This window comes from Bradyrhizobium sp. CCBAU 45384 (assembly GCF_028128665.1).
Lineage (GTDB): Bacteria > Pseudomonadota > Alphaproteobacteria > Rhizobiales > Xanthobacteraceae > Bradyrhizobium > Bradyrhizobium manausense.
In genome coordinates, this window is sequence record NZ_LBIZ01000118.1 from 45,735 (window position 1) to 70,829 (window position 25,095).

The 25,095-nt window shown below is 64.5% G+C and carries 14 protein-coding genes; 6 read left to right on the forward strand and 8 right to left on the reverse strand.

Features of this window, described 5'->3' with window-relative positions; translation table 11 throughout:
• Positions 1-12 precede the first annotated feature (12 nt).
• The 4 genes from kdpB (at position 13) to XH80_RS34075 (ending at position 6,338) form a co-directional block, all read left to right on the forward strand.
• Positions 13-2,127: a potassium-transporting ATPase subunit KdpB gene (kdpB, locus tag XH80_RS34060; protein ID WP_271602395.1), complete on the forward strand. Its 2,115-nt coding sequence runs from the start codon at positions 13-15 to the stop codon at positions 2,125-2,127.
• Positions 2,128-2,283: 156 nt separating this feature from the next.
• Complete coding sequence (locus XH80_RS34065; protein ID WP_271602396.1) at positions 2,284-2,889, forward strand: K(+)-transporting ATPase subunit C; 606 nt, start codon at positions 2,284-2,286, stop codon at positions 2,887-2,889.
• Between the two features lie 39 nt (positions 2,890-2,928).
• The gene (locus tag XH80_RS34070) at positions 2,929-5,652 is read left to right on the forward strand and encodes a sensor histidine kinase (RefSeq protein WP_271602397.1); all 2,724 of its coding nucleotides are present in this window, start codon (positions 2,929-2,931) and stop codon (positions 5,650-5,652) included.
• A complete protein-coding gene (locus tag XH80_RS34075) occupies positions 5,649-6,338 on the forward strand; it encodes a response regulator (protein ID WP_057743008.1) in 690 nt (229 codons plus the stop codon). Before XH80_RS34070 ends, XH80_RS34075 begins: the two co-directional genes overlap by 4 nt.
• Positions 6,339-6,433: 95 nt before the next feature.
• Here the strand turns inward: XH80_RS34075 and ku are convergent, their stop codons facing one another.
• A complete protein-coding gene (ku, locus tag XH80_RS34080) occupies positions 6,434-7,318 on the reverse strand; it encodes a non-homologous end joining protein Ku (protein ID WP_271602398.1) in 885 nt (294 codons plus the stop codon).
• Between the two features lie 119 nt (positions 7,319-7,437).
• Here ku and ligD point away from each other — a divergent pair, with 119 nt between their 5' ends.
• A complete protein-coding gene (ligD, locus tag XH80_RS34085; RefSeq protein WP_271602399.1) occupies positions 7,438-10,089 on the forward strand; it encodes a DNA ligase D in 2,652 nt (883 codons plus the stop codon).
• 126 nt (positions 10,090-10,215) lie between these two features.
• On the opposite strand, the gene XH80_RS34090 is transcribed toward ligD, so the two are convergent.
• Positions 10,216-10,380 (reverse strand): DUF3309 family protein, encoded by a 165-nt coding sequence (locus XH80_RS34090; RefSeq protein WP_018318514.1) that lies wholly within the window; start codon positions 10,378-10,380, stop codon positions 10,216-10,218.
• A 182-nt stretch (positions 10,381-10,562) separates the two neighbouring features.
• Here XH80_RS34090 and XH80_RS34095 point away from each other — a divergent pair, with 182 nt between their 5' ends.
• On the forward strand, positions 10,563-10,880 hold the full coding sequence (locus XH80_RS34095; RefSeq protein ID WP_271602400.1) for a polyhydroxyalkanoic acid system family protein: 318 nt from the start codon (positions 10,563-10,565) through the stop codon (positions 10,878-10,880).
• A gap of 3 nt (positions 10,881-10,883) precedes the next feature.
• On the opposite strand, the gene treY is transcribed toward XH80_RS34095, so the two are convergent.
• Genes treY through XH80_RS34125 form a run of 6 tightly spaced genes read right to left on the reverse strand, consistent with a single transcriptional unit; the run spans position 10,884 to position 24,892 of the window.
• The gene (gene treY / locus XH80_RS34100; RefSeq protein ID WP_271602401.1) at positions 10,884-13,667 is read right to left on the reverse strand and encodes a malto-oligosyltrehalose synthase; all 2,784 of its coding nucleotides are present in this window, start codon (positions 13,665-13,667) and stop codon (positions 10,884-10,886) included.
• A gap of 1 nt (position 13,668) precedes the next feature.
• On the reverse strand, positions 13,669-15,423 hold the full coding sequence (treZ, locus tag XH80_RS34105; protein ID WP_271602402.1) for a malto-oligosyltrehalose trehalohydrolase: 1,755 nt from the start codon (positions 15,421-15,423) through the stop codon (positions 13,669-13,671).
• Entirely contained in the window at positions 15,420-17,498 is a 2,079-nt protein-coding gene (gene glgX / locus XH80_RS34110; protein ID WP_271602403.1) for a glycogen debranching protein GlgX, read from the reverse strand. Before glgX ends, treZ begins: the two co-directional genes overlap by 4 nt.
• A gap of 3 nt (positions 17,499-17,501) precedes the next feature.
• The gene (gene glgB, locus XH80_RS34115) at positions 17,502-19,649 is read right to left on the reverse strand and encodes a 1,4-alpha-glucan branching protein GlgB (protein WP_271602404.1); all 2,148 of its coding nucleotides are present in this window, start codon (positions 19,647-19,649) and stop codon (positions 17,502-17,504) included.
• Positions 19,642-22,935: a maltose alpha-D-glucosyltransferase gene (gene treS / locus XH80_RS34120; RefSeq protein ID WP_271602405.1), complete on the reverse strand. Its 3,294-nt coding sequence runs from the start codon at positions 22,933-22,935 to the stop codon at positions 19,642-19,644. The genes glgB and treS overlap by 8 nt, the downstream gene beginning before the upstream one ends.
• Positions 22,936-22,945: 10 nt before the next feature.
• Complete coding sequence (locus XH80_RS34125) at positions 22,946-24,892, reverse strand: maltotransferase domain-containing protein (protein ID WP_271602406.1); 1,947 nt, start codon at positions 24,890-24,892, stop codon at positions 22,946-22,948.
• Between the last annotated feature and the right edge of the window lie 203 nt (positions 24,893-25,095).

Consider the following 25,095-nt stretch of genomic DNA (forward strand, 5'->3'; position numbering starts at 1 on the left):
GGAGTGCCCTCGATGGATACGATGAAACTGCAAAAGCGTGCCCCGATGTCGGCCATGCTCGATCCGAAAATCGTGCTGCCCGCGATCCGTGCCTCCTTCGCCAAGCTCGATCCGCGGCTGATGGTGAAGAACCCCGTCATGTTCGTGGTTGAGGTCGTGGCCGCGCTCACCACGGTGATCTTCCTGCGCGATCTCGTCACGGGCGGGGTGAATCTCGGCTTCACTTTCCAGATCATTGTCTGGCTCTGGTTCACGGTGCTGTTCGCGAATTTCGCGGAAGCCGTCGCGGAAGGCCGCGGCAAGGCGCAGGCGGATTCGCTGCGCAAGACCCGCACCGAAAGCCAGGCCAAGCTCCTGAATGGCGCGGGCCATGATTTCAAGCTGGTGCCGGGCACGAGCCTGAAGGTTGGAGACTTGGTGCTGGTCGAAGCCGGCGACACCATCCCCTCCGACGGCGAGGTGATCGAGGGCGTGGCCTCCGTCAACGAGGCCGCCATCACCGGTGAATCAGCGCCTGTCATCCGCGAGTCCGGCGGCGACCGTTCGGCGGTGACGGGCGGCACCCAGGTGCTGTCCGACTGGATCCGCGTCCGTATCACGGCGGCCCAAGGCTCGACCTTCATCGACCGCATGATCAAGCTGGTCGAGGGCGCCGAGCGGGCCAAGACGCCGAACGAGATCGCGCTGAACATCCTGCTCGCCGGCCTCACCATCATCTTCGTGTTCGCCACCGTCACGATTCCTAGCTACGCCGCTTATGCCGGCGGCTCGATCTCGGTGATCGTGCTGGTCGCTTTGTTCGTGACGCTGATCCCGACCACCATTGGCGCGCTGTTGTCAGCCATCGGCATCGCCGGCATGGACCGTCTGGTCCGCTTCAACGTGCTGGCGATGTCCGGCCGCGCGGTCGAGGCGGCCGGCGATGTTGACACGCTGCTGCTCGACAAGACCGGCACCATCACGCTGGGCAACCGCCAGGCAACGGCGTTTCGCCCTGTGCGCGGGGTGACCGAGCAGGAGCTCGCGGACGCCGCCCAGCTCGCCTCGCTCGCCGATGAGACGCCGGAAGGCCGTTCCATCGTCGTGCTCGCGAAAGAAAAGTACGGCATCCGTGGCCGCGACATGGCTGAGCTTGGCGCGACCTTCATCCCGTTCACGGCGCAGACCCGCATGAGCGGCGTCGATGCCGGCGGCTCGTCGGTGCGCAAGGGCGCGGTGGATGCCATGTTGAACTATGTCGGCGGCGGCGCTCCGATCGCCGTCGCTTCCGGCAACACGGCGAGGGCGATCCAGCCTGCGGCTCTCTCCGAGATCGGCCGCGAGATCCAGACGATTGCCGACGAAGTGTCGAAGTCCGGCGGCACGCCGCTGGCGGTCGCCAAGGACGGCAGGCTGCTCGGAATCATCCAGCTCAAGGACATCGTCAAGGGCGGCATCCGCGAGCGCTTTGCCGAGCTGCGCCGCATGGGCATCCGCACCATCATGATCACAGGCGACAATCCGATGACTGCGGCCGCGATCGCGGCGGAAGCCGGCGTCGACGACTTCCTGGCGCAGGCAACGCCCGAGGACAAGCTCAAGCTGATCCGCGACGAGCAGGCCAAGGGCAAGCTGGTCGCCATGTGCGGCGACGGGACCAACGACGCCCCGGCGCTGGCGCAGGCCGATGTCGGCGTCGCCATGAACACCGGCACCCAGGCCGCCCGCGAGGCCGGCAACATGGTCGACCTCGACTCCAACCCGACCAAGCTGATCGAGGTGGTCGAGATCGGCAAGCAGCTCTTGATGACGCGCGGTGCGCTGACCACCTTCTCGATCGCCAACGACGTGGCAAAGTATTTTGCGATCATCCCGGCGATGTTCCTGGCGTTCTACCCGCAGCTCAACGTGCTGAACGTCATGAACCTGTCGAGCCCGCAGAGCGCCATCCTGTCGGCGATCATCTTCAACGCGCTCATCATCGTCGGCCTGATCCCGCTGGCACTCAAGGGCGTCGCCTATCGCGCGGTCGGTGCCGGCGCGCTGCTTCGGCGCAATCTCCTGATCTACGGCTTAGGGGGTATCGTCATTCCCTTCATCGGCATCAAGGCGATCGACCTTGCGGTCGTCGCGCTGCACCTGGCTTAACCGCGTCATCGAGTGGAGCGATTTTCACTGTCATTCCGGGGCGCCTCGAAGAGGCGAACCCGGAATCTCGAGGTTCCGGGTTCGATGCTTCGCACCGCCCCGGAACGACAGGAGAGACGCTTTCCTCGCAATGACGACGTAACTGGAGAAAAACACATGCTCAGAGAAATCCGCCCCGCCATCGTCCTGTTGCTGGTGCTCACCGCCATCACGGGCCTGGCCTATCCGCTCGCCATGACCGGCATTGCCGGCGCGATCTTCCCCGCCAAGGCGCAAGGAAGCCTGATCGAGAAGGACGGCAAGGTGATCGGCTCCGCCCTGATCGGGCAGGAGTTCAGGGATGACAAATATTTCCACGGCCGCCCCTCGGCGACGCTGGCGCCGGACCCGAGCGATTCGAGCAAGACGATCCCGGCGCCCTACAACGCCGCCAATTCCGGTGGCTCCAATCTCGGCCCGACCAGCAAGGCACTGGCCGACCGGCTGAAGGAGGATGTGGACAGGTTGAAAGCCGAGAATCCGGATGCCGCCGTGCCGGTCGATCTGGTCACGACCTCGGCCAGCGGTCTCGACCCCGACATTTCGCCGGAAGCGGCGCAATTCCAGGTGCCGCGCGTCGCCAAGGCGCGCAAGATGCCGGAAGAGTCGCTCAAGCGGCTGGTCGCCGCCAACACCGAGAGCCGCCTGCTCGGCCTGCTCGGCGAACCCCGGGTTAACGTTCTGGCGCTGAATCTGGCGCTGGATCGTGCGTCCGCGAAGTAGCGTCTAGGCCGGCAATATCAGGATGATTATATTGGCCTGATGGTTCAGCAACGCCGCGATCCCGAACAACGTCCCTCGCCCGAGGCGCTGCTGGAAGCTGCGCGCCGAGAGGAGAGCGCGAGCGGCAAGCTGAAGATTTTCGTCGGCGCCGCCCCCGGCGTCGGCAAGACCTACGAGATGCTGCAAAGCGCCCATGCCAGGCGCAAGGCCGGCATTGATGTCGTGGTCGGTTTCGTCGAGACCCATGGCCGCGCCGAGACCGAGGCGCTGGTGCGGGGACTGGAGGTCGTCCCGCGCAAGCGGCTCGATTATCGCGGCCAGATCGTCGAGGAGATGGACCTCGACGCGGTGATCGCGCGGCGGCCGAAGATCGCGCTGGTGGACGAGCTCGCCCACACCAATGCAGCCGGCAGCCGTCACCCCAAGCGTTATCTCGACGTCGAGGAGCTGCTCTCGCACGGCATCGACGTCTACACCGCCGTCAACATCCAGCACATCGAGAGCCTGAACGACGTCGTCGCCCAGATCACCCATGTGCGGGTCCGCGAGACCGTGCCGGATTCGATCTTCGACCGCGCCGACGCGATCGAGCTGATCGACCTCACGCCTGACGATCTGATCCAGCGCCTGCGCGAGGGCAAGGTCTACGTTCCCAAGCAGGCCGAGCGGGCGCTGGAGCATTACTTCTCGCCCGGCAATCTCACCGCGCTGCGCGAGCTCGCGCTGCGGCGGACGGCCGAGCGGGTCGATGAGCAGCTGCTCAGTCACATGCAGGCGAACGCCATCGCCGGCCCCTGGGCCGCAGGCGAGCGCATCCTCGTCTGCGTCAGCGAGGATCCCCGCGCGGCCGGCCTGGTGCGCTACACCAAGCGCTTGGCTGACCGGCTGCATGCGCCGTTCACAGCGATCTCGATCGAGACGAGGCGCTCGCTCCAGCTTTCGGACCAGGAGCGCGATCGGCTCGCCGACACGCTGCGGCTCGCGGAGTCGCTCGGCGGCGAAGCGCTGACCATTCCCGCGGTCGGCCGCCGCATCGCCGACGACGTCATCAATTTTGCGCAAGGCAACAACGTCACCCAGATCGTGATCGGCAAGTCGACACGCTCGCGCTGGTTCGAGATGACGCGCGGCTCGGTCGTGCATGATCTGGTGCGGCGCGCCGGCAATATCAGTGTTCACGTCATTCCCGGTGACGAGCTGCCCGGCGAGGCGGCGGCGAAGACGGCGGTGCAGACCGCCGCGCGGGCCGAGCCGTTCAACCCGCTACCCTATCTGAAGGCGCTCGGCGTCGTGCTGGTCGGCCTCGGTGCCGCGGAGCTGATCCAGCCCTATTTCGGGATCGAGAACGTCGACCTCGTGCTGCTCACGGCGGTTGTTGCCGTGGCGGTCCGCTATGGCCTGTGGCCCTCGCTGCTCGCGACCGTCGGGGCCTCGCTGTCCTACAATTTCTTCTTCCTGCCGCCGATCTACACCTTCACGATCACCGACCCGACCAACGTCGCCGCCTTCTTCCTGTTCATGGTGGTGGCGATGATCGTCTCCAATGTCGCCGCGCGCGTGCGTACGCAGGCCGACACCGCGATCGGCCGGATCAGGACCACCGAGCAGCTCTATGCGTTCAGCCGCAAGCTCGCCGGCACCGCCACGCTCGACGACGTGCTGTGGGCGACCGCCTATCAGATCGCGTTGATGCTGAAGGTGCGTGTCGTGCTGCTGCTGCCGGAAGACGGCCTGCTCACGGTGAAGTCGGGCTATCCGCCGGAGGACCAGCTCGACCAGGCCGACCTTGCCGCCGCCAACTGGGCCTGGAGCAATGACCGTTCCGCCGGTCGCGGCTCGGATACGCTGCCGGGTGCCAAGCGGCTGTTCCTGCCGATGCGTACCGGGCGCGGTCCGATCGGTGTGATCGGCATCGACAATGACCGCACCGGCCCGCTGCTGACGCCGGACCAGCGCCGGCTGCTGGACGCGCTGGTCGACCAGGGCGCGCTGGCGATCGAGCGCGTGCTGCTGGTCGAGGACATGGATCGCGTCAAGCGCACCGTCGAATCCGAGCGCTTGCGCTCGGCGCTGTTGACCTCGATCTCGCACGACCTGAAGACGCCGCTCGCCTCCGTGCTGGGCGCGGCCTCGACCATGCGCGACCTCGCCGGCGCGCTGTCCGACACCGAGAAGCGCGACCTGCTTGCGACCGTGATCGACGAGTCCGAGCGGCTCAACCGCTTCATCGCCAATCTGCTCGACATGACCAAGCTCGAATCCGGCGCCATCGTGCCCAACACGGCGCTGCACGATCTCGGCGAGATCGTCGGCAGCGCACTGCGGCGGGCATCGAAGATCCTGACAGCGCACAAGGTGGAGCTGGTGCTGGCGGCCGATCTGCCGATGCTCGAGCTCGACGCCGTGCTGTTCGAGCAGGTGCTGTTCAACCTGCTCGACAATGCCGCGAAATATTCTTCGCCTGAAACCACGATCGCGATCAGGAGCCGGCGCGAGCGTGACCATGTGGTGCTCGAGGTCGCTGACGAGGGCGCCGGCATTCCACCCGACGAGCTCGAGAGCGTGTTCGACAAGTTCTATCGCGTGCAGAAGGGCGACCATGTCCGTCCCGGCACCGGGCTCGGGCTCGCCATCTCGCGCGGCTTCGTCGAGGCGATGCGCGGCACGATCTCGGCCGCCAACCGCAGCGACCGCAGCGGCGCCGTCCTCACCATCCGTCTGCCGGTTCCGGCACAGACCAAGGCTTTGGATACCGCCGCATGAGCGCTGCCCCGATCAAGGTTTTGGTGATCGACGACGAGCCGCCGATCCGCAAATTGCTGCGGATGGGGTTGTCGACGCAAGGCTACGAGATCCTGGAGGCGTCGAACGGCAAGCTCGCTCTTGAGAAGCTTGCCGAAGAGCCCGCGCTGATCATTCTCGATCTCGGCCTGCCTGACATCCAGGGCCACGAGCTCTTGCGCACCATCCGTGCCCGCAACGAAGCCGTGCCGATCGTGGTGCTGTCGAGCCGTGGCGACGAGGCCGGCAAGGTGCAGGCGCTCGATCTTGGCGCCGATGATTATCTGACGAAGCCGTTCGGCATGGACGAGCTGCTGGCGCGCCTGCGCGCCGCGCTACGGCACCAGTTGCAGGTCCAGGGCGAGCGTCCGGTGTTTCGCAGCGGCGATCTCTCGGTCGATCTGGTCCGCCGCATCGTCAAGCTCGGCGAGCGCGAGATCAAGCTATCGCCGAAGGAATATGATCTCCTGCGCGTGCTGGTCCAGCACGCCGGCAAGGTGCTGACCCATCGCTTTCTGCTCAAGGAGCTCTGGGACGAGCTGACCGATGCGCAATATTTGCGCGTCTACGTCCGCCAGCTCCGCCAGAAGATCGAAGCCGATCCGGAGCGGCCGCAATATGTGCTGACCGAGACGGGGATCGGGTACCGGCTGAAGGCGGGGGATTAACTTGGTCGTCGTTCCGGGGCGATGCGAAGCATCGAACCCGGAACCTCGAGATTCCGGGTTCGCCTCTTCGAGGCGCCCCGGAATGACGGTAGGAGCTACCCCGCCTTCCTCTGCCGCGCAGTCGGCCGGTGCGTCTTCTTCGCCGCCCGCTGCCGCCCCGTCGCACGCCGCGCATGCGACTTGGCCGCCGTTTTTCCGCCGCCGCGCCCCTTCAGGCTCTGCTTCAGCGCATCCATCAGGTTGATCACGTTGCTCGGCCGCTCCTCGGGCTCCGGCAGCTCGATCTTTTTGCCGCTCGCCTTGCGCTTGACGAGCGCCTTCAGCGCGGTCTCGTACTCGTCCTTGAACTTGCTCGGGTCGAAATGCGCCGCCTTGGTGTGCAGGATGTGGCCGGCGAGCTCGACCATGTCCTTGGTGATCTTCGTGCTCTTGATGTCACCAAAGAATTCGTCCTCGTCACGCAGCTCGTAAGGAAAGCGCAGCGTGGTGCCGAGCAGGCCCTTGCCGAGCGGCTCGATCGCGATGATGTGCTCGCGGTTGGTCAGCACGATCTTGGCGAGCGCGACGCGGTCCTGGTCCTTCATGGCGTCGCGGATCACCGCAAAGGCGTCGGCCGCGGCCTTGCCGTCGGGCGCGATGTAATAGGGATGGTCGAGATAGCGCTGGTCGATCTCCTCGCTCGGCACGAAGCTCTCGATATCGATCGTGTGGTTGCTCTCGATTTGCACCGCCTCGAGCTCTTCCGGCTGGATCTCGACATATTTGCCCTTGCGCAGCTCATAGCCGCGGCCTTTCTGGTCGCTCTCGACGACGTCACCGGTCTCGGCATCCACCATCTGCTGCTTGAGCCGGTTGCCGGTTTCGCGGTTGATCATGTGAAACCGCGTCTTCTCGGCGGCCGTGGTCGCCGGGTAAAGCACGACCGGGCAGCTGACCAGCGAGAGTTTCAACGTTCCCTTCCAATAGGCGCGCGGGGCCATTCCATTCTCCAGTGATTTCAAGGCTTTTCAGGAACTCCAACCGGCCCCCGGGGTTTTGGTTCCGGGTGGGACTTTCGCCGTGATAGGCTTCAACGCGATCAGAGGATGTGGGACCCGTCGTGCTGCAAAAACTCTCCATCTATCGAAAGAAGCGGGATTTCGAAAAGACGCCCGAACCGTCGGGCAAGACGGCGGTGGCGCCCTCGAAGCAACGCCGCTTCGTGATCCAGAAACATGACGCGACGCGCCTGCACTACGATCTCAGGCTTGAATTCGACGGCGTGTTCAAGTCCTGGGCGGTGACGAAAGGGCCCTCGCTCAATCCGCATGACAAGCGGCTGGCGGTGGAAGTCGAGGACCATCCGCTCGACTATGGCGATTTCGAAGGAACCATTCCCGAGGGCCAATATGGCGGCGGCACGGTGATGCTGTGGGATCGCGGCACCTGGGAGTGCGATGACCCCGAAGCCGGCTTCAAGAAGGGCGATCTCAAGTTCACGCTGCATGGCGACAAGCTGCATGGCAGCTGGGTGCTGGTGCGCATGCGTAACCGTGGCGGCGAGAAGCGCACCAACTGGCTCTTGATCAAGCACCGCGACGAATATGCCAGCGAAGACGAGGATATTTTGGCGGAGGACAAGTCCGTGGCCTCCGGCCGTGCGATGGAACAGATCGCAGGCGGGAAGGGTCGCGCGCCAAAACCGTTCATGCTGGCGAAGGGTAAGGGCAAGGCCGATGCGGTCTGGCAGTCCAACCGCGCCGAGGAGGCCAAGGGGCGCACGGTCAAGCCGGCGCCTCGCACGGCGCTGAAGAGCAGCAAGGCATCGAAGAAGAAAGCGACATCAGCGACGACGGCCAGGAAGGTCTCGGACATGCCTGATTTCGTGGCGCCGCAGCTCTGCACCCCGGTGGAGCGGCCGCCGGCCTCGGATGGCTGGTGCCACGAGATCAAGTTCGACGGCTATCGCGTGCAGCTTCGCGTCGAGGATGGTGAGGCGACGCTGAAGACGCGCAAGGGCCTCGACTGGACCGACAAGTTCGCGTCGATCGCGAAGGAGGCCGCCGAGTTGCCGAACGTGATGATCGACGGCGAGATCGTCGCCCTCGACCATAACGGCGCGCCGAACTTTTCCTCGCTGCAGGCCGCGCTGTCGGACGGCAAGACCGACGAGCTGATCTTCTTTGCCTTCGACCTGCTGTTCGCCGAGGATCTCGATTATCGCCGCCTGCCGCTCGGCGAGCGCAAGGCCAGTCTCAAGAAACTGCTGGAGGCGCGCAAGAAGAAGACGAGCCAGATCCGCTATGTCGAGCATTTCGAGAGCGGCGGCGATGCGGTGCTGCAATCGGCCTGCAAGCTCGAGCTCGAGGGGGTCGTCTCGAAGAAGCTGGACGCGCCCTATCGCTCAGGCCGCACCGAGAGCTGGACCAAGGCAAAATGCCGCGCCGGCCATGAGGTGGTGATCGGCGGCTACAAGACCACCAATGGAAAATTCCGCTCCCTGATGGCGGGCGTGCATCGGGGCGATCATCTCGCCTTCGTCGGAATGGTCGGGACCGGATTTGGTGCCGACAAGATCAAGCGCATCATGCCGTCGCTGAAAGCGATGGAAGCCAAGGAAAGTCCGTTCGGCGGCAAGAATGCGCCGAAGAAGACCCGTGACGTGCACTGGCTGAAGCCCGAGCTCGTCGCCGAGATCGAGTTCGCCGGATTTACCGCTGATGGCAACATCCGCCAGGCCGCCTTCAAGGGCCTGCGGCAGGACAAGCCCGCTGAGGAAGTCGAGGCGGAGACGCCTGCGGATACAGAACTCGCCAAGCCCTCTCCCAGGAAGCGCGTTGCTGCAAAGCCGGCGGCAGGGAAGGGCACCGCCGAAGTGATGGGCGTCGTGATCTCCAAGCCCGACAAGGAGCTGTGGCCCGACGATGGGGAGGGCGCGCCGGTCACCAAGCTCGACCTCGCACGCTATCTCGAGGCCGTCGGCGAATGGATGATCGTGCATCTCAAGGGCCGGCCATGCTCGCTGATCCGCGCACCTGACGGAATCAAGGGAGAGTGCTTCTTCCAGCGCCACGCCATGCAGGGCACCTCGAACCTGCTCGAGCTCGCGCGCGTGTCAGGCGATCGCAAGCCTTACCTGCAGATCGACCGTATCGAGGGCCTTGCCGCGGTCGCGCAGATCGGCGGGGTCGAGCTGCACCCCTGGAACTGTGCGCCCTACGCCTATGACGTTCCGGGCCGGCTGGTATTCGATCTCGATCCTGCGCCTGATGTCGAATTCGCCGATGTGGTGGAAGCGGCGAAGGAGATGCGGCAGCGGCTCACCGATATCGGCATGGAGAGTTTCTGCAAGACCACGGGCGGCAAGGGCCTGCATGTGGTGGTCCCACTGCTGCATGGCGCGCGCGACAAGGTGGACTGGAAGGAAGCAAAGGCATTCGCGCAAGGCATCTGTCAGTGGATGGCCGATGACGATCCCGAGCGCTATCTGCTCAACATGTCGAAGAAGCTGCGCAAGGGAAAGATCTTCCTGGATTATCTGCGCAACGACCGCATGTCGACGGCGGTCGCCCCGTTGTCGCCGCGTGCACGTGCGGGCGCAACCGTGTCCATGCCGCTGACCTGGGCGCAGGTGAAGAGCGATCTCGATCCGAAGCGTTACACGGTTCGCACCGTGCCGGGCCTGCTGGCGCGGTCGAAGGCATGGGATGGCTATGATGATGCTGCCGTGTCGATCAAGGCGGCGATCAAGAAATTGGCTACGAAGAAGTAGACCCGCGCGCCGGGCACAACTGCTGTAGGGTGGGCAAAAGCGGAGCGTGCCCACCATCTTTTCGTTGGAGCGAAGATTAGGTGGGCACGGCGCGTCGCGCCTTTGCCCACCCTACGAGATCTCGTCCTAGATCCGGCCCATCAGCAGCAGGATCAGCAGAATGACGATGACGAGCCCAAGGCCGCCGCCGCCGTAATAGCCGGTGCCGTAGAACGGACCGCCGCCGATGCCGCTGAAGCCGCCGAGCAGCGCGATAACCAGGATGATCAGAATGATCGTACCGATAGACATGCGAATCTCCTCCAGCCCTTTGTCGAAAGGGTTGTTGCAACCTGTCCCGTTGTGCGGAGGGCAACTTGCCCGGGGTTTTAAAGTTCCGGGTTTGAAACGGGGCGACAGTTCCGACCTGCATGGAACCTTTACGCCTCTATCAGGCATGACTATGTGAGGATCAGTCGCCACAGGGCAGGGCCATGTCAGCACCGCTCGTCGTCTCCATTCCGCATCGCCTCGGTCGCGAGGAAGCGGTTCGCCGGCTCAAGACCGGGCTCGGCCGCGCCGCCGCCAGCATTCCCGTGATGCAGGTCGAGGAGGAGCGCTGGAGCGGCGACACCATGAATTTCCGCATTCGCGCGCTCGGCCAGGTCGCGAGCGGGCAGGTCGACGTCACTGAGGACCATGTCAAGGTCGAGGTGGTGCTGCCGTGGCTGCTGCAGCGCTTTGCCGAGATGGCGCAGGCGACCATCAAGAAGCGCGGGCAATTGCTGCTGACCAAGGATGAGGGAAAGTAGGCGTCAGGCGCCCACGCGCTGTCGCCGGGGCCTGACGGCACCTGCCGCGCGCGCCTTGATGACCGCAGCGGGAAAATCACGGAATGCCTGCGCGAGCGGCAATTCGTTGCCCGCAAGGCCCGGCGCGGCGTAGCCGCTGATGTCGACGGTTGCGTCAAAACCTTCGAGCGCCGGCCACTCGCGGCCCGCTTGCGTGAAGGGTGCGAACTGGCGCGCCACCACGACGATCGCTGCAGCGCGGCCGTGGTGGCGGACAAAAGAGATCACATGATCGGCGTGCGCGCCGCGCACATCCAGCGGCTGATAACCGCCTTGCGCAAAAACGTCGGCGAGCTCAGTCCGGAGCCTGAGAAGGTGCCGCGTCCAGGCCAGCTTGAGCCGTCCGTCCGGCCAGGTCCTGATCAGCCCGCCCCAATCCGGTGTTTCGAGCGAAGCCAGCGCCGCTTGCCGTGCAGAAAAATCCACCGGGCGGCGATTATCCGGATCGACCAGCGACAGGTCCCAATATTCAGTCCCCTGGTAGAAATCAGGCACCCCCGGCAGTGTCGCCTTCAGCGTGAGCTGGCTCAGCGAATTCAGTGCGCCGAGCAGCGCGACACGGCGAGCCAGAGTGGCAAGCGCATCCAGGAATTCGCCTGATAGGCCGGGGTCGAGAATCTTCTCGATGAAGCTGTTGATGCCGTTTTCATACGCTTCATGCGGATTGAGCCAGCTCGTCTCCTCCTTGCCCTCGCGCGCCGCCTTGAGCGCATAGGCCTGGATGCGCTCGACGAAACTGGCATCCGGCCCTTGAAGGGGCCAGGCGCCGAGCAGGGTCTGGTAGAGCATGTATTCGAACGTTGCCGACGGCGCGCGCAGATTGCCTGACAGCGCGAGGTGCGGCGCGTTCAGCACCTTCCAGCGCGAAACCGCGCTGGTCCATTCGCCTGATATCTCGCTCAGCGCCGTGATCCGCGCTCGCGCATCCTCGCCGCGCTTGGTGTCGTGGGTGGCGGTCGCCGTCATCCCCTGCGGCCATTCCCTGGCGCGGGCGCGCATCGCCTCGTGGAAGGCCGGTATGCTGAGGCCCTTGCTGGCGGGATCGCCGCCGACTTCATTCAGCGCCAGCAGCCGGTGGAACTGGTAGAACGCGGTGTCCTCCAGTGATTTCGCCATCATCGGTCCCGTGAACTGCTGCACCTTCAGTGCAAAGCGGCGCACGCGCGGCGCGCTGTGCGGCGGACGGCCGGGCTTGAGCAGGTCCATGGTCAGCGCATCGCGCAGGAAGTCGAAAATGCCTTCATCCGCGGCGAACCACTCTGTGCGGGCGCACGCGATGGTGTCGTCGATCAGCTTGCGGTCGAGCGCGGTCGGGCCGCTATGCGTCAAGTAAGTGCGATAGACCGGGAAGTGCAGCACGTAGAGCTCGAGCGCCTGACGCAGGCTGTCGGCGGAGAAATCGCGGGTCGAATAGTGCCCGTTGGCGATGCGTGCGAGCAGGCGGGTCAGCACGGTGAATTCGCTGGTCAGCAGCGTTTCCAGCACGCGCCGCTTGGCGTCCTTGACATAGGGCGCGAGCCGCGGCGGCCGGTTGCTGATCTGGCGCCAGGTCTCGTCCAGCGCCTCCAGCCCTTTGGCATCGACCAGCACCTGGGTGATCGCGTTCATCCACTCATAGCCCGTGGTGCCCTGGACGCCGGCGAAGTGCGGCAGCTTCTCGTGCTCGCACAGGATCTTCTCAATCACCGTGTAGAATGGTTTGGCATTGCCTTGCGCGTCGCGCACCAGCCGGCGCAGCCGCTGGCAATATTGCGCAGGGTCGCGCAGGCCGTCGATGTGATCGAGGCGGATGCCTTGCAGTTTTCCGTCGGCGACGAGCTGCTTCACCAGCCGGTGCGTGGCGGCGAACGTGCTCGCGTCCTCGACGCGCAGGCCGGCGAGCCCGTTGACGTCGAAGAAACGGCGATAGTTGATGTCGCTGGAGGCAAGCCGCCAATGGCCGAGCTTGTAGTTCTGCCGCTCCAGCAGGTGATGCAGCGCCAGCGTCTGCGCCGGGCGGTCTTTGGCTGCGCGATAGGCGAGGAGGCCGTGCATGACGATGTCGGCGCCGCCTGCGATCTCCTTCAGCTCTGCCTTGAAGGCGGGGGCCTCCTTGCGGTTCGGCCTGCGCAGGCCGGTATAGCGCGCGGCGAGCGAGAGCAGGCGTTTGCCGGCAACGGTATCGGCAGCATCCGCCTCCTTCACGATCATCCGCAATATCTCGCCATAGCGCTCCGGCGCGATCGGCAGGCGGTGCTCGAAATACCAGGCAGAAAAGCTGCCCTCATCGGGATCGTAGCGCAGCTCAATCTCGCCGCGCTCCAGCGCCTCGCCATAGGAGGCGCCGAGGATCGGCAGCAGCACGCCGCCGCGGGCACGATAGGGGAGCTGGTCCCAGTCGATGTCGAAGGAAACGGCGTGCGGCGAGGCCTGGCCCCATTCCAGCACGTCGAGCCACCAGGGATTGTCGGCGAAATGCACGCCGACATGATTGGGCACGAAGTCGACGATCAGGCCGAGGTCGTTCTGTGCGAGCGCCTCGCTCAGCCGGGCAAAGCCGGCCTCGCCGCCGAGTTCGGGATTGAACTGGCTGTGATCGACAGTGTCATAGCCATGGGTCGAGCCCTTGCGCGCTTTCATCACAGGCGAGGCGTAGAGATGGGTGATCCCCAGTGCCTTCAGATAAGGCACGACCGCGGCGGCCTTGTCGAAGTCGAAATCCGCAGTGAGCTGGAGCCGGTAGGTCGCAAGAGGGATCGCGGAAGGCATTTCAACCTCCGAGATGCCAGACCACCGACCAGGGCGGGAGTCGGTCGCCGGCAGCGCCGCCCCAGATCGGCGTGCCCGCGTTGTCGTTGGAATGCGCGATGTCGTTGTCGGAAAGATTGGCGGTGAGCTGCAGCGTCGTGCCGTCGCCCATGCGCCAATGCGCGGTGAGCAGGCCGTTGTCTTTCGCCTCGGCATCGCCGAAGCGCGCGTCTTTCAGCCGCGGCATGATCTCCCTGCGGCGAAGCTCGAGCAAGTCGCGCACCAGCGCCAGCCGAGCGTCCTGTTCGGGCGTGCGGCCGGTCCAGTCCAGCACGGCCGATTGCGGCGTGGCAGGATCAAGCGGGTCCGGCACCTCGTCGCCATATTTCGCGTAGGCCCAGGCATATTCCTGCTTGCGCCCTTTGCGCACGGCATCGGCGAGGCCACCCTGGAAATCGCAAAAGAATGGGAAGGGCATCTTCGAGCCCCATTCCTCGCCCTGGAACAGCATCGGTACCATCGGCGCGAGCAGCGTCACCGCGAGCGCGGCCTCGATCTGCTCGGGCGAGGCCAGGCTCTCCAGCCGTTCGCCGAGCGGGCGGTTGCCGATCTGGTCGTGGTTTTGCAGGAAGGTGACGAAGGTCGCCGGCGGCAGCTCGCCGCTCGGCTCGCCGCGCGGCTTCTTGCCCCAGAACTCCGAGATCTCGCCCTGGTAGACGAAGCCGGAGGCGAGCGCACGCGCGAGGTCCATGCGCGGGGTCTGGTAGTCGGCATAATAGCCGTTGAGCTCGCCGGTCAGCATCACGTGCCAGACGTGGTGATAGTCGTCGTTCCACTGCGCGCGATATTTGCCGCTCGGCGGCTCCTGCGCGGCATCGAGCAGGCTGGCGCGGTTGTCGCCATTCTCCAGCACCAGATGAATGTGCCTTCCGGTGGCCTTGGCGAGCTCGCCGACGGCGACGCTGAGGTCGTGCAGCATCGACTGCTCGCCCGGGATCGCCATGATGTGGTTGGCGGCATCCAGTCTGAGACCGTCGAACCGGTAGTCAGTCAGCCAGGACAGCGCATTCTCGACCGCGAAGGCGCGCACCTGCGGCATGCGATAATCGATCGTGCTGCCCCAGGGCGTGTGCGCGTCGGTGAAGAAAGATGGCGCGTAGCGGCCGAGGTAGTTTCCTTCCGGGCCGAAGTGATTGTAGACGACGTCGAGGAAGACCATCAGCCCGCGCAGGTGCGCCTCGTCGATCAGCGTCTTCAAGTCCTCCGGACGGCCATAGGCGCTGTCGGGCGCGTACCACAGCACGCCGTCATAGCCCCAGCCGCGACGGCCGGCGAAATCGGCCAGCGGCATCAGCTCCAGCGCGGTGATACCGGATGCGACCAGATGATCGAGCTTGTCGATCATGGCACGGTAGGTGCCATCGCGCGTGAAGGTGCCGACATGGGTCTCGATCAGCACCGTCTCTTCCCAGGGGCGGCCGCGCCAATCCTTGGCGCGCCATGCGAAGGCGTCGTGATCGATCACCTCGCTCGGGCCGAACACATCCTCAGGCTGAAACGCGGAGGCGGGATCCGGCACGTCGATCTCGTCCTCGATCCTGAACTTGTATTGGCTGCCAGGAGCGAGGCCGGCGATCTCGGCGACATACCAGCCATCCTGCCGGCGCTGCATCGCATGTCGCCTTTCGAGCAGGAGATCGACGCGGCGCGCGGCGGGCGCCCACAGCCGGAACGACACGCCGTCCTTGGTCGGCTTCGCTCCGAAGGATGGCCTCATAGCGCCCCCGCGAAGGCGAGCACGGAGCGTGGCGGCGCCTTGCTGTCGCTTCCGGACAGGAAATCAACGCTGTTCAGCTTGGCATCCGTCGTGTTCAGGATCTGCTGCCAACTCTTGTATTCGGGCATTTTGGGCAATTTGAATGCAATCTCTTCCGGGGCGGCGTTCAGAACGATAAAGAGCGCCGCGTTGCCCGGTTCCATCGGTCCCATCACATAAGAGAGGAACCGGCCGTCCGGGAATGTCCAGTCGCTCTCGGTCATCTCGTTGCCTTCGGGCGTCAGCCACAGTGCGCCATAGGAGATGCCGTCCTTGGGCCGGCCGTCGAGCCAGCGATGGCTGCGGAGCTGCGAGAATTTTCGGCGGATGTCTGCGAGATCAGCGACAAAATCGATCATGTCATCGCCGTCCTTGCCGAGATTGTCCCAAGAGACCCAGCCGACCTCGTTGTCCTGGCAATAGGCGTTGTTGTTGCCGAATTGCGTGTTACCGACCTCATCGCCGGCAAGGATCAGCGGAACGCCCTGCGCCAGCATCAGACAGGCCAGCACGTTCTTGCGAAGCTGCCGGCGCAGGCCAAGGATCTTGGGATCATCGGTCGGGCCCTCGACACCGCAATTGTTGCTGTGGTTGTCGTTTGAGCCGTCGCGATTGTCCTCGCCATTGGCCTCGTTGTGCTTTTCGTTGTAGCTGAAGAGATCCGCCAGCGTGAAACCGTCATGAACGGTGATGTGGTTGATGCTTGCGCGCGGCCGGCGTCCGTCGTGATTGAACAGGTCGGACGAGGCCGTCATGCGGCTGGAGATGTCGCCGATCAGGCTGCCTTCGCCGCTCCAGTAGCGGCGCATGGCGCTGCGATAGCGGTCATTCCATTCCGACCATTGCGAGGGGAAGGCGCCGACCTGGTAGCCGCCGAGGCCGAGATCCCAGGGTTCGGCGACGAGCTTGACGGTGGCGAGCACCGGATCCTGCCTGACAGCGGTGAGGAACGAGCTGCCGCGGTCAAAACCGTTCGGGCCGCGCGCCAGCGTGGTGGCGAGGTCGAAGCGGAAGCCGTCGACATGGCAGACCTCGACCCAGTAGCGCAAGCTATCCATCACCATCTGCAGCACGCGCGGATGGGTCAGGTTCACCGAGGAGCCGCAGCCGGTGAAGTCGTCATAATAGCGCGGGTTCTCGCGGTTCAGCCAGTAATAGGAGGCATTGTCGATGCCGCGGTAGCACAGCGTCGGGCCGAGGTGATTGCCTTCGGCGGTGTGATTGTAGACGACATCGAGCATCACCTCGATGCCCGCATCGTGCAGGCGCGCCACCGTGGTGCGGAAGGAATCCAGCGCATTGTCCTGGGCGTAGCGCTGCTCCGGCGCGAAGAAGGACAGCGTGTTGTAACCCCAGTAGTTGGTGAGCTTCTTCTCCACCAGCACGCGGTCGTCGACGAAGCTGTGAACCGGCAACAGCTCGATCGTGGTGACGCCGAGCCTCTTCAGATGTTCGATCATTGCCGGCGACGACAATCCGCCATAGGTGCCCCGCAGATTCGGCGGCACGTCGTCGCGCTTCTGGGTCAGGCCCTTGACGTGGGCCTCGTAGATGATGGTGTCTTCCCAGGCGATGTTCGGCCTGATCTCGCGGCGGCCCCAGTTGAAAGTCTCGTCGACCACGACCGCCTTGGGCATGCCGCGTGCATTGTCGCGCCGGTCGAACGACAGATCCTCGCGCGCCGAGCCGGTGCGATAGGCGAAGTGCGCGTCACTCCAGACCAGCCGCCCGGCGAGCCGCTTGGCGTAGGGGTCGAGCAGAAGCTTGTTGGCGTTGAAGCGGTGGCCGTGCTCGGGCTCGTAGGGGCCATGCACGCGATAGCCGTAGAGCTGGCCCGGCGAGACGTCGTTGAGATAGCCGTGCCAGACGTCTTCGTTACGCTCAGGCAGCTCGATGCGCTCGAGCTCGCGCCGACCCTGGCTGTCGAACAGGCACAGCTCGACCTTCTCGGCGTGGGCTGAGAACAGTGCGAAATTGGTGCCGCGTCCGTCCCAGCTTGCACCGAGGCGCGCGGGCGATCCAGCAGTCAGGCGCATCGGTCAGCTTTCCGGAACGAGGAAGATCGCGGCGAGCGGCGGAATGGTGAGGCGGAGCTCGGGCGCCTTGCCGGCAACGGTTTGCACCTCGCCGATGTTCCCGACATTGGTGCCGCCATAATGGGCGGAATCCGAGTTGAAAACCTCTTTCCACTTGCCCGCAAAGGGCACGGGGACGCGGTAGTTGCGATAGACATTGGGGGAAAAGTTGACGACCACGAGACACCGCGCGTGCTCGTCAAAGCCCTTGCGCAGCCAGGCGAACACGTTGCGGTTGGCATCGTCAGTGACCAGCCATTCGAAGCCGGCCTGGTCGCAGTCCATCTGGTGCAGCGCCGGCACTGCGCGATAGAGGCGGTTGAGGTCGCGAACCAGCGCCTGGATGCCCTGATGATATTTGTATTCGAGCAGGTGCCAGTCGAGCGACTGGTCGTGATTCCATTCGCGGCTCTGCGCGATCTCGCCGCCCATGAACAGCAGCTTCTTGCCGGGATGGCCGAACATGAAGCTGTAGTAAGCGCGCAAATTGGCAAAGCGCTGCCATTCGTCGCCGGGCATGCGGCCGAAGATCGAGCGCTTGCCGTGCACGACCTCGTCATGAGACAGCGGCAGGATGAAGTTCTCAGAGAAGGCGTAGTGCAGGCCGAACAGGATCTCGCCGTGGTGATATTTGCGGTGGATCGGATCCTTGCTGATGTAGTTCAGCGTATCGTGCATCCAGCCCATGTTCCACTTGTAGCCGAAGCCGAGCCCGCCGAATTCGACCGGGCGCGAGACCTGCGGCCATGCGGTGGATTCCTCCGCTGCCGTGGTCGCCTGCGGAAAGCGCGCGAACAGCTCGGTATTGAAGCGGCGCAGGAAGTTGATCGCCTCGATGTTCTCGCGGCCGCCATACTGGTTGGGAATCCAGGCGCCCGGCGGGCGGCTGTAGTCGAGATAGAGCATGGATGCCACCGCATCGACGCGCAGGCCGTCGATGGCGTAGCGCTCGAGCCAGAACAGCGCGTTCGACACCAGGAAGTTCGTCACTTCGGTGCGGCCGTAATTGTAGATCAGCGTGCCCCAGTCGAGATGACGGCCCTGGAGCGGATTGGCGTGCTCGTAGAGCGCCGTGCCGTCGAAGCTGCCGAGCCCGTGCGGATCATCGGGGAAATGGCCGGGCACCCAATCGAGCAGCACGCCGATGCCTTCGCGATGGCAGGCATCGATCAGCGCCGCAAAATCCTCCGGCGATCCGAAACGGCTGGTCGGCGCATAGAGGCCGGTCGGCTGATAGCCCCAGGAGCCGTCGAACGGGTGCTCGCTCACGGGCAGGAATTCGAGGTGGGTGAAGCCCATGTCGCGGGCGTAGGCGGGCAGTTGCTCGGCGAGTTCGCGATAGGTCAGCCATTCATTGCCGTTCTTGCGCCGCCACGAGCCGAGATGAACCTCGTAGATCGACATCGGCGCCGACAGTGCGTTGATGCCGTCGGGCGCCGGCCGCGGCCGCGGCAGATGCGCCTCGTCGAACACGATCGAGGCGGTCTTCGGCCGCACCTCGCTGGCGAACGCCAGCGGGTCGGATTTCAGCGGCAGCAGATGGCCGTGCGGCCCGATGATCTCGAACTTGTAGTGATCGCCGCTCTTGGCGTGCGGAATGAACAATTCCCAATAGCCGGCGCCGCGCACCCGCATGGGATGACGCCGCCCATCCCAGAAATTGAAATCGCCGACCACGGACACGCGCCGCGCATTCGGGGCCAGCACCACGAAGCCGACGCCGTCGATGCCCTCCAGCCGCATCGGATGGGCGCCGAGCTTGTCGTAGAGGCGCTGATGCGTGCCTTCGCCGAGCAGATAGAGATCGAAATCGGTCAGAATGGGCGGAAAACGATAGGCGTCCTCGAACTCGACGACGTTGTCGCCGAATTTGGCGCGAAGCTGGTAGTGCTTGGAGCCGTTGGGCAGGGCGCCGATGAACAGGCCGGAATCGTGGACACGGTCGAGCGGCGCGACTTCGCCATGCTCGCCGATTGCCTCGACATTGGAGGCCTCGGGCAGGAAGGCGCGCACCACGCTCCTGCCACCCTCGGGATGCATCCCGAGATAGTGGAAGGGATCGGAGTGGCGACCCTCGATGATGGCGTAGGCTTCGGCTGGCAGTTTAGGCATGGGCTTCGCTCCCGGCACTGGACAGAATGCGAAGCAGGCCGGTCAGCGGCGCATGGAGCCCGTCGGGCCGGTGGGACAGCTCGTACTCTACCTCGTCGAACGCTAGATCAAGCAGGAAAAACCTTAACATGCTTTCCGCGCCGTGCGCGTCTTCCGGCCAGAGCCGCCGGTGGGTCATGGCCTCATGATAGGCGGACAGGAAGGTTGCGGTGGCGCGCTCGCGCCATTCGTCGAGCGCGGCCGTGATCCGGCCTTGTTCATCACCGCCGCCCGAGCCCGCGCGGCCAAGCGCTGCGTTAACCGAAAGATCAATCGAGCGCACCAGGCCCGCGACATCGCGCGCGGCAGGCAGCTTGCGCCGCTTGTCGGCCAGTGCGAGGTGCGGATCGCCGTCGAAATCAATGATGAAGATGTCGTCCTTCACGATCAGAGTTTGCCCGAGGCGGAAGTCGCCGTGATGACGGATGTTCAACCCGCCGATCTCGGATGGCAAGAGTGTGTTGATGTGGCGCGGCAAGCTCGCGCGCACCCCGACAAGCTGGTCGATCAGGGGCCGGTCGCTTTCGCGCAGGCCGTCCCGGGCATCGGTCAGCAGGTCGAAGACCCGCTCGGCTCGGCCCATGAGGTCGGTCGTCCAGCGTTTGACGTCGGCCTTGCCGATCGGTTCAGGGGCAAGGTCGGTGGATTTTGCAGCGGCGAGCGCCATGTGCAGCTCGGCAAGCCGGCGGCCAATCTGCGCCACGAAGTGCAGATAGATCGACTGCTCCTGGGTCGTCCGGTACTCCTCGTCCGGCGGCAGCACCCGCTGCTCGTCGACATAGCGGTCGAGATAGCCCGCCGTGACCGCCCAACCGTCACCCTGGTTCTCGACATAGGCATGCAGCACGCCGACGGCGCTGCGGCTGTCGCCCTCGGCCAGCTCGACGCTGCCGAGCAGCGCCGGTGTATTGGCAAAGTGTGCGACCTCGGTGAGATAATTGCCGATTTCGATCTCAGGATTGGGGCCGCTTTCAAGCCGGCGATAGATCTTGGCCACATATTGATTGTCGACCAGCGCGGTGCTGTTGGATTGCTCGATCGCGCGGATGCGCCCGGGCTCCTTGACGGTGTAGTCGGCGAAACGGCTCGTCGCCTTGAACTCGAGCCGCAGATTGTTTTCGTCCACCACCAGGTTCTGAGACAAGCCGCGCAGGAAAAGCCCGATGAAGATCTGGTCGGTGGCGACGTCGAGCAGGGTGCCTTCGCGCGCGCCCTGGCGCACGGCGGCGAGCGCCCTCGGGTTGAAGCGCTCGCGGTCGAAGCGCACCCACTCGATCTGCATCGGCAGCACGTAGCGCGTCGTGACATCATTCCCTGCGGTTTCGAAGAACGCGATCCAGGGCCTGTTGTCGCCGATGTCGCTGAACGGCACCGCTGACGTCAGCGTCGCCTTGATGTGCTTGGGATTATGCTCGGGATACCACCGCGTCCTTGCCAGAAATCCCGGCAGCACGTCGCGCTCGAACACGCCGCGCTCGCGGGCGAGCGACACCCAGTTCGAGTTGACCGGAACCACCAGCGTCTCGAACTCCGGTACCGCGCGCGGCACCACCGGCTCGGACTTGTCGCGCTCCTGGAGCTGGAACCAGTAGAAGCCGTAGGGCCCGAGCGTGATCATGTAGGGCAATTCGCCGATCGGCGGAAAGCGCGTGCGGCCCAGCATCTCCTGCGGGATGCGGTCCTTCCACGGCGACAGATCGAGCTCGGTCGCCTGCGCCGCGCGCGACAGATTGGCGACGCAGAGAATGACCTCGTCGCGATATTGCCGGACATAGGCCAGCACGGCGCGGTTGGCCGGGCGGATGAAGGTCATGGTGCCGCGGCCGAAGGCCAGCGTCGACTTGCGCACCGAGATCAGCCGCTTGGTGGCGCTGAGCAGCGACGACAGGCTGCGCGACTGCGCCTCCACGTTCACCGACTCATAGCCATAGACCGGATCCATGATCAGCGGCGCGTAGAGACGGGCGGGGTCGCAGCGCGAGAAGCCGCCGTTGCGGTCCGGGCTCCATTGCATCGGCGTGCGCACGCCGTTGCGGTCGCCGAGATAGATGTTGTCGCCCATGCCGATCTCGTCGCCGTAATAGATGATCGGCGTGCCGGGGAAGGACAGCAGCAGCGAGTTCATCAGCTCGATCTTGCGCCGGTCATTGTCCATCAACGGCGCAAGGCGCCTGCGGATGCCGACATTGATGCGGGCGCGGGGATCGTTGGCGTAGGTGGTCCAGAGATAGTCGCGCTCGACGTCGGTGACCATCTCCAGCGTCAGCTCGTCATGATTGCGCAGAAACAGCGCCCATTGGCAGCTCGCGGGGATATCAGGCGTCTGGCGCAGGATATCGGTGATCGGGAAGCGGTCCTCCTGCGCGATCGCCATATAGATGCGCGGCATCAGCGGGAAGTGGTAGGCCATGTGGCATTCGTCGCCGCGGCCGAAATATTCCTGCACGTCCTCCGGCCATTGGTTGGCCTCGGCCAGCAGCAGCTTTCCCTTGGAATAGGCGTCCAGCTCCTGGCGCAGGCGCTTGATGATCGCATGCGTCTCCGGGAGGTTTTCGTTCGAGGTGCCCTCGCGCTCGCACAGATAGGGAATCGCGTCCAGCCGGAAGCCATCGACACCGGCGTCGAGCCAGCGCTTCATCACCTGGATGATGGCGCTGACGACGCGCGGATTGTCGAAATTGAGGTCGGGCTGGTGCGAGAAGAAGCGATGCCAGTAGAACGCGCCGGCCTCGGGATCCCAGGTCCAGTTCGACTTCTCGGTATCGGTGAAGATGATCCGCGTGCCCTGGTATTTCTGATCGGTGTCGCTCCAGACATACCAGTTGCGGGCGCTCGAGCTGGCCGGGCTGCGGCGGGCGCGCTTGAACCATTTGTGCTGGTCCGAGGTGTGGTTGACGACGAGCTCGGTGATGACGCGCAGGCCGCGTTTCTGCGCTTCCTGGATGAAGCGCTTGAAGTCCTTCATCGTCCCGAAATCGGGATTGACCGCGCCGTAATCGGCGATGTCGTAGCCGTCGTCGCGGCCGGGCGAGGGATAGAACGGCAGCAGCCACAGTGCAGTGACGCCGAGGTCCTGCAGATAAGGCAGCTTCTCGGTCAGCCCTGCGAAATCGCCGATGCCGTCATTGTTGCTGTCGGCAAAGGCCTTGACGTGGAGCTGGTAGATGATCGCGTCCTTGTACCAGAGCTCATCTACGATCCCGGCAGCCTCGGCCTTCTTGGTGTCGACGGAAGACAGAACATTCATGGCGTGATCCTTACGCCAGGCAGCGGAAGAGCAGGGCCGGATCGCGGTCGGGATCGATACGCAATTTGATCCCGCCCCATTCGATGCGGGACTGTTCGCCTGTCATGAGATTTTCAAGAGCGGTGACGGGGCGGCGTTCGCCGCCGACGTCGATGGTGAGGTCGCCGAGCGGCAACCAGGTCTCGCGCACATGGCGCGAGAGGGCGATGGCCGCGACGATCGTGTTGGCGGGTTCGGCGGCCTCCTTGACGAAGGCGATGGTCTCGCCGTCCTCGATGCCGAGGAAGCGCAGATTGACGGTCTGCTGCAGCGCCGGATTGTCGTTGCGGATGCGGTTGAGCGCGGCAATCCAGGGCTTGATATTGCCTGATTTGTCCCAGTCGCGCTGGCGGATCTGGTACTTCTCGGAATCCCGATATTCTTCGTGGCCGGGCACGGCCTCGTGCTCGAGCAGCTCGAACCCGCTATAGAGGCCGTAATTGCCCGACAGCGTTGCTGCCAAAGCGACACGGGCCTTGAACATCCAGGCCTCGCCGCTCTGGAGGTGATAGGGCAGCAGGTCCGGCGTGTTGACGAACAGGTTTGCCCGGTAGAAATCCCGCTCGGGATAGCGCAAGAGCTCACCGAGATATTGCTCCAGCTCCCACTTCGCCGTGCGCCAGGGGAAATAGCTGAAGGACTGCGCGAAGCCGAGCTTGGCGAGACCCTTCATCAGCTTCGGCCGCGCGAACGTCTTGGCGAACAGGATCACCTCGGGATGCCGCTGCCTGATCTCGTGGACCAGCCACTCCCAGAACGGCAGCGGCGCGGTGTCGTGATTGTCGATGGCGAAGATGGTCACGCCATGGTCGATCCAGAACAGCATGGCGTCGCGAAACGCATTCCACAGCCCGACCCGGTCGACCGAGGCGAAATCGGGGATGACGATGTCGGAATAGGGACCGTCCGCCGTCCGCACCGAGCGGTCCGGCCGCCATTTGAACCATTCCGGATGCTGCGTCAGCCAGGGATGATCCGGCGAGCATTGCACGGCGAAATCGAGCGCGATCTCGAGGCCATATTCGAGGCAGGTCGCGACCAGCGCGCGGAAATCCTCGATGGTGCCGAGTTCGGGATGCAGCGCATCGTGCCCGCCCTCGGCCGAGCCGATCGCATAGGGCGAACCGGGCTCGCCCTCGGTTGCGACCGGCGCATTGTTGCGGCCCTTGCGGCTGGTGCGCCCGATCGGGTGGATCGGCGTGAAGTACAGGACGTCAAAGCCCATCGCGGCGATGTCGGGTACGCGGGCGATGCAGTCGCGGAGCGTCCCGTGCCGGCCGGCCACCGTGCTCTGGCTGCGCGGCATCATCTGATACCAGGCGCTGAAGCGCGCCTTGTGGCGGTCGACAATCAGCGGGAAGTTTGGCGAGCGGGTCAGGTCGGGCCGCGCCTGGCTTTCGGCCATGGCCTCGCCGAGATCAGTTGCGAGCAGCGAAGCGACGTCGCCGTTTTGGAGATAATCCTCGCATTGCCTGAAAATCACGGCCGCAGCGTCTTGCCGCGCGCCATGCGCCTTGGTCAAAAGGCCGGCGCCCTCGATCGCATCGAGCGTCACGTCGCCGCCCGAGAGCTGCTTGCGTTCGAGCCCGTGACGCCAGGTGGCGAATTCGTCGGTCCAGGCTTCGATGGCATAGACATATTGGCCTGCTTCGGTTGGCGTGAACGCGCCGCACCAGCGGTCGTCGCCATGATGGGTCATCGGCTCGCGCCGCCATTCCCGGTCCTGTTCGCCACGCCAGATCAGCGCGGCTCTGATGGTCGCCTCGCCGTCGCGATAGATGTCGGCCCAGACCTCGACCCGATCACCCGCGATCCGCTTCACGGCAAAACGGCCGCCATCGATCAACGGATAGATATCTTCGATGAGGAAAGCGCTGCCGGCGGCGGCACTCTCGACAGTTTGAATTGTCTTGTTCACGGTGATGCCATTGACAAGAAAGCAGGAGCCCGTTTCCCTTGTCGGGAACCTACGCTTGGTACCACTATAGAAAGCCGCTTGTGTGTCATTGGTTCCCTTGGGAACGGCAGGCCCAGTTTGCGAGTTACCCCTGACTAACCTCTTCCGCGACCTCGTTAAAATCCATGCCCCCGGCCAAACAATGGCCTGCAAGCTGCGTGCCG

Coding starts and splice junctions, on each gene's coding strand:
- ku (WP_271602398.1), bottom strand. CDS start 7,318: ATGGCCCCGCGCGCCTATTGGAAGGGAACGTTGAAACTCTCGCTGGTC.
- XH80_RS34065 (WP_271602396.1), top strand. CDS start 2,284: ATGCTCAGAGAAATCCGCCCCGCCATCGTCCTGTTGCTGGTGCTCACC.
- treZ (WP_271602402.1), bottom strand. CDS start 15,423: ATGAGGCCATCCTTCGGAGCGAAGCCGACCAAGGACGGCGTGTCGTTC.
- kdpB (WP_271602395.1), top strand. CDS start 13: ATGGATACGATGAAACTGCAAAAGCGTGCCCCGATGTCGGCCATGCTC.
- glgB (WP_271602404.1), bottom strand. CDS start 19,649: ATGCCTAAACTGCCAGCCGAAGCCTACGCCATCATCGAGGGTCGCCAC.
- XH80_RS34090 (WP_018318514.1), bottom strand. CDS start 10,380: ATGTCTATCGGTACGATCATTCTGATCATCCTGGTTATCGCGCTGCTC.
- XH80_RS34095 (WP_271602400.1), top strand. CDS start 10,563: ATGTCAGCACCGCTCGTCGTCTCCATTCCGCATCGCCTCGGTCGCGAG.
- treY (WP_271602401.1), bottom strand. CDS start 13,667: ATGCCTTCCGCGATCCCTCTTGCGACCTACCGGCTCCAGCTCACTGCG.
- XH80_RS34075 (WP_057743008.1), top strand. CDS start 5,649: ATGAGCGCTGCCCCGATCAAGGTTTTGGTGATCGACGACGAGCCGCCG.
- glgX (WP_271602403.1), bottom strand. CDS start 17,498: ATGCGCCTGACTGCTGGATCGCCCGCGCGCCTCGGTGCAAGCTGGGAC.
- treS (WP_271602405.1), bottom strand. CDS start 22,935: ATGAATGTTCTGTCTTCCGTCGACACCAAGAAGGCCGAGGCTGCCGGG.
- XH80_RS34070 (WP_271602397.1), top strand. CDS start 2,929: ATGGTTCAGCAACGCCGCGATCCCGAACAACGTCCCTCGCCCGAGGCG.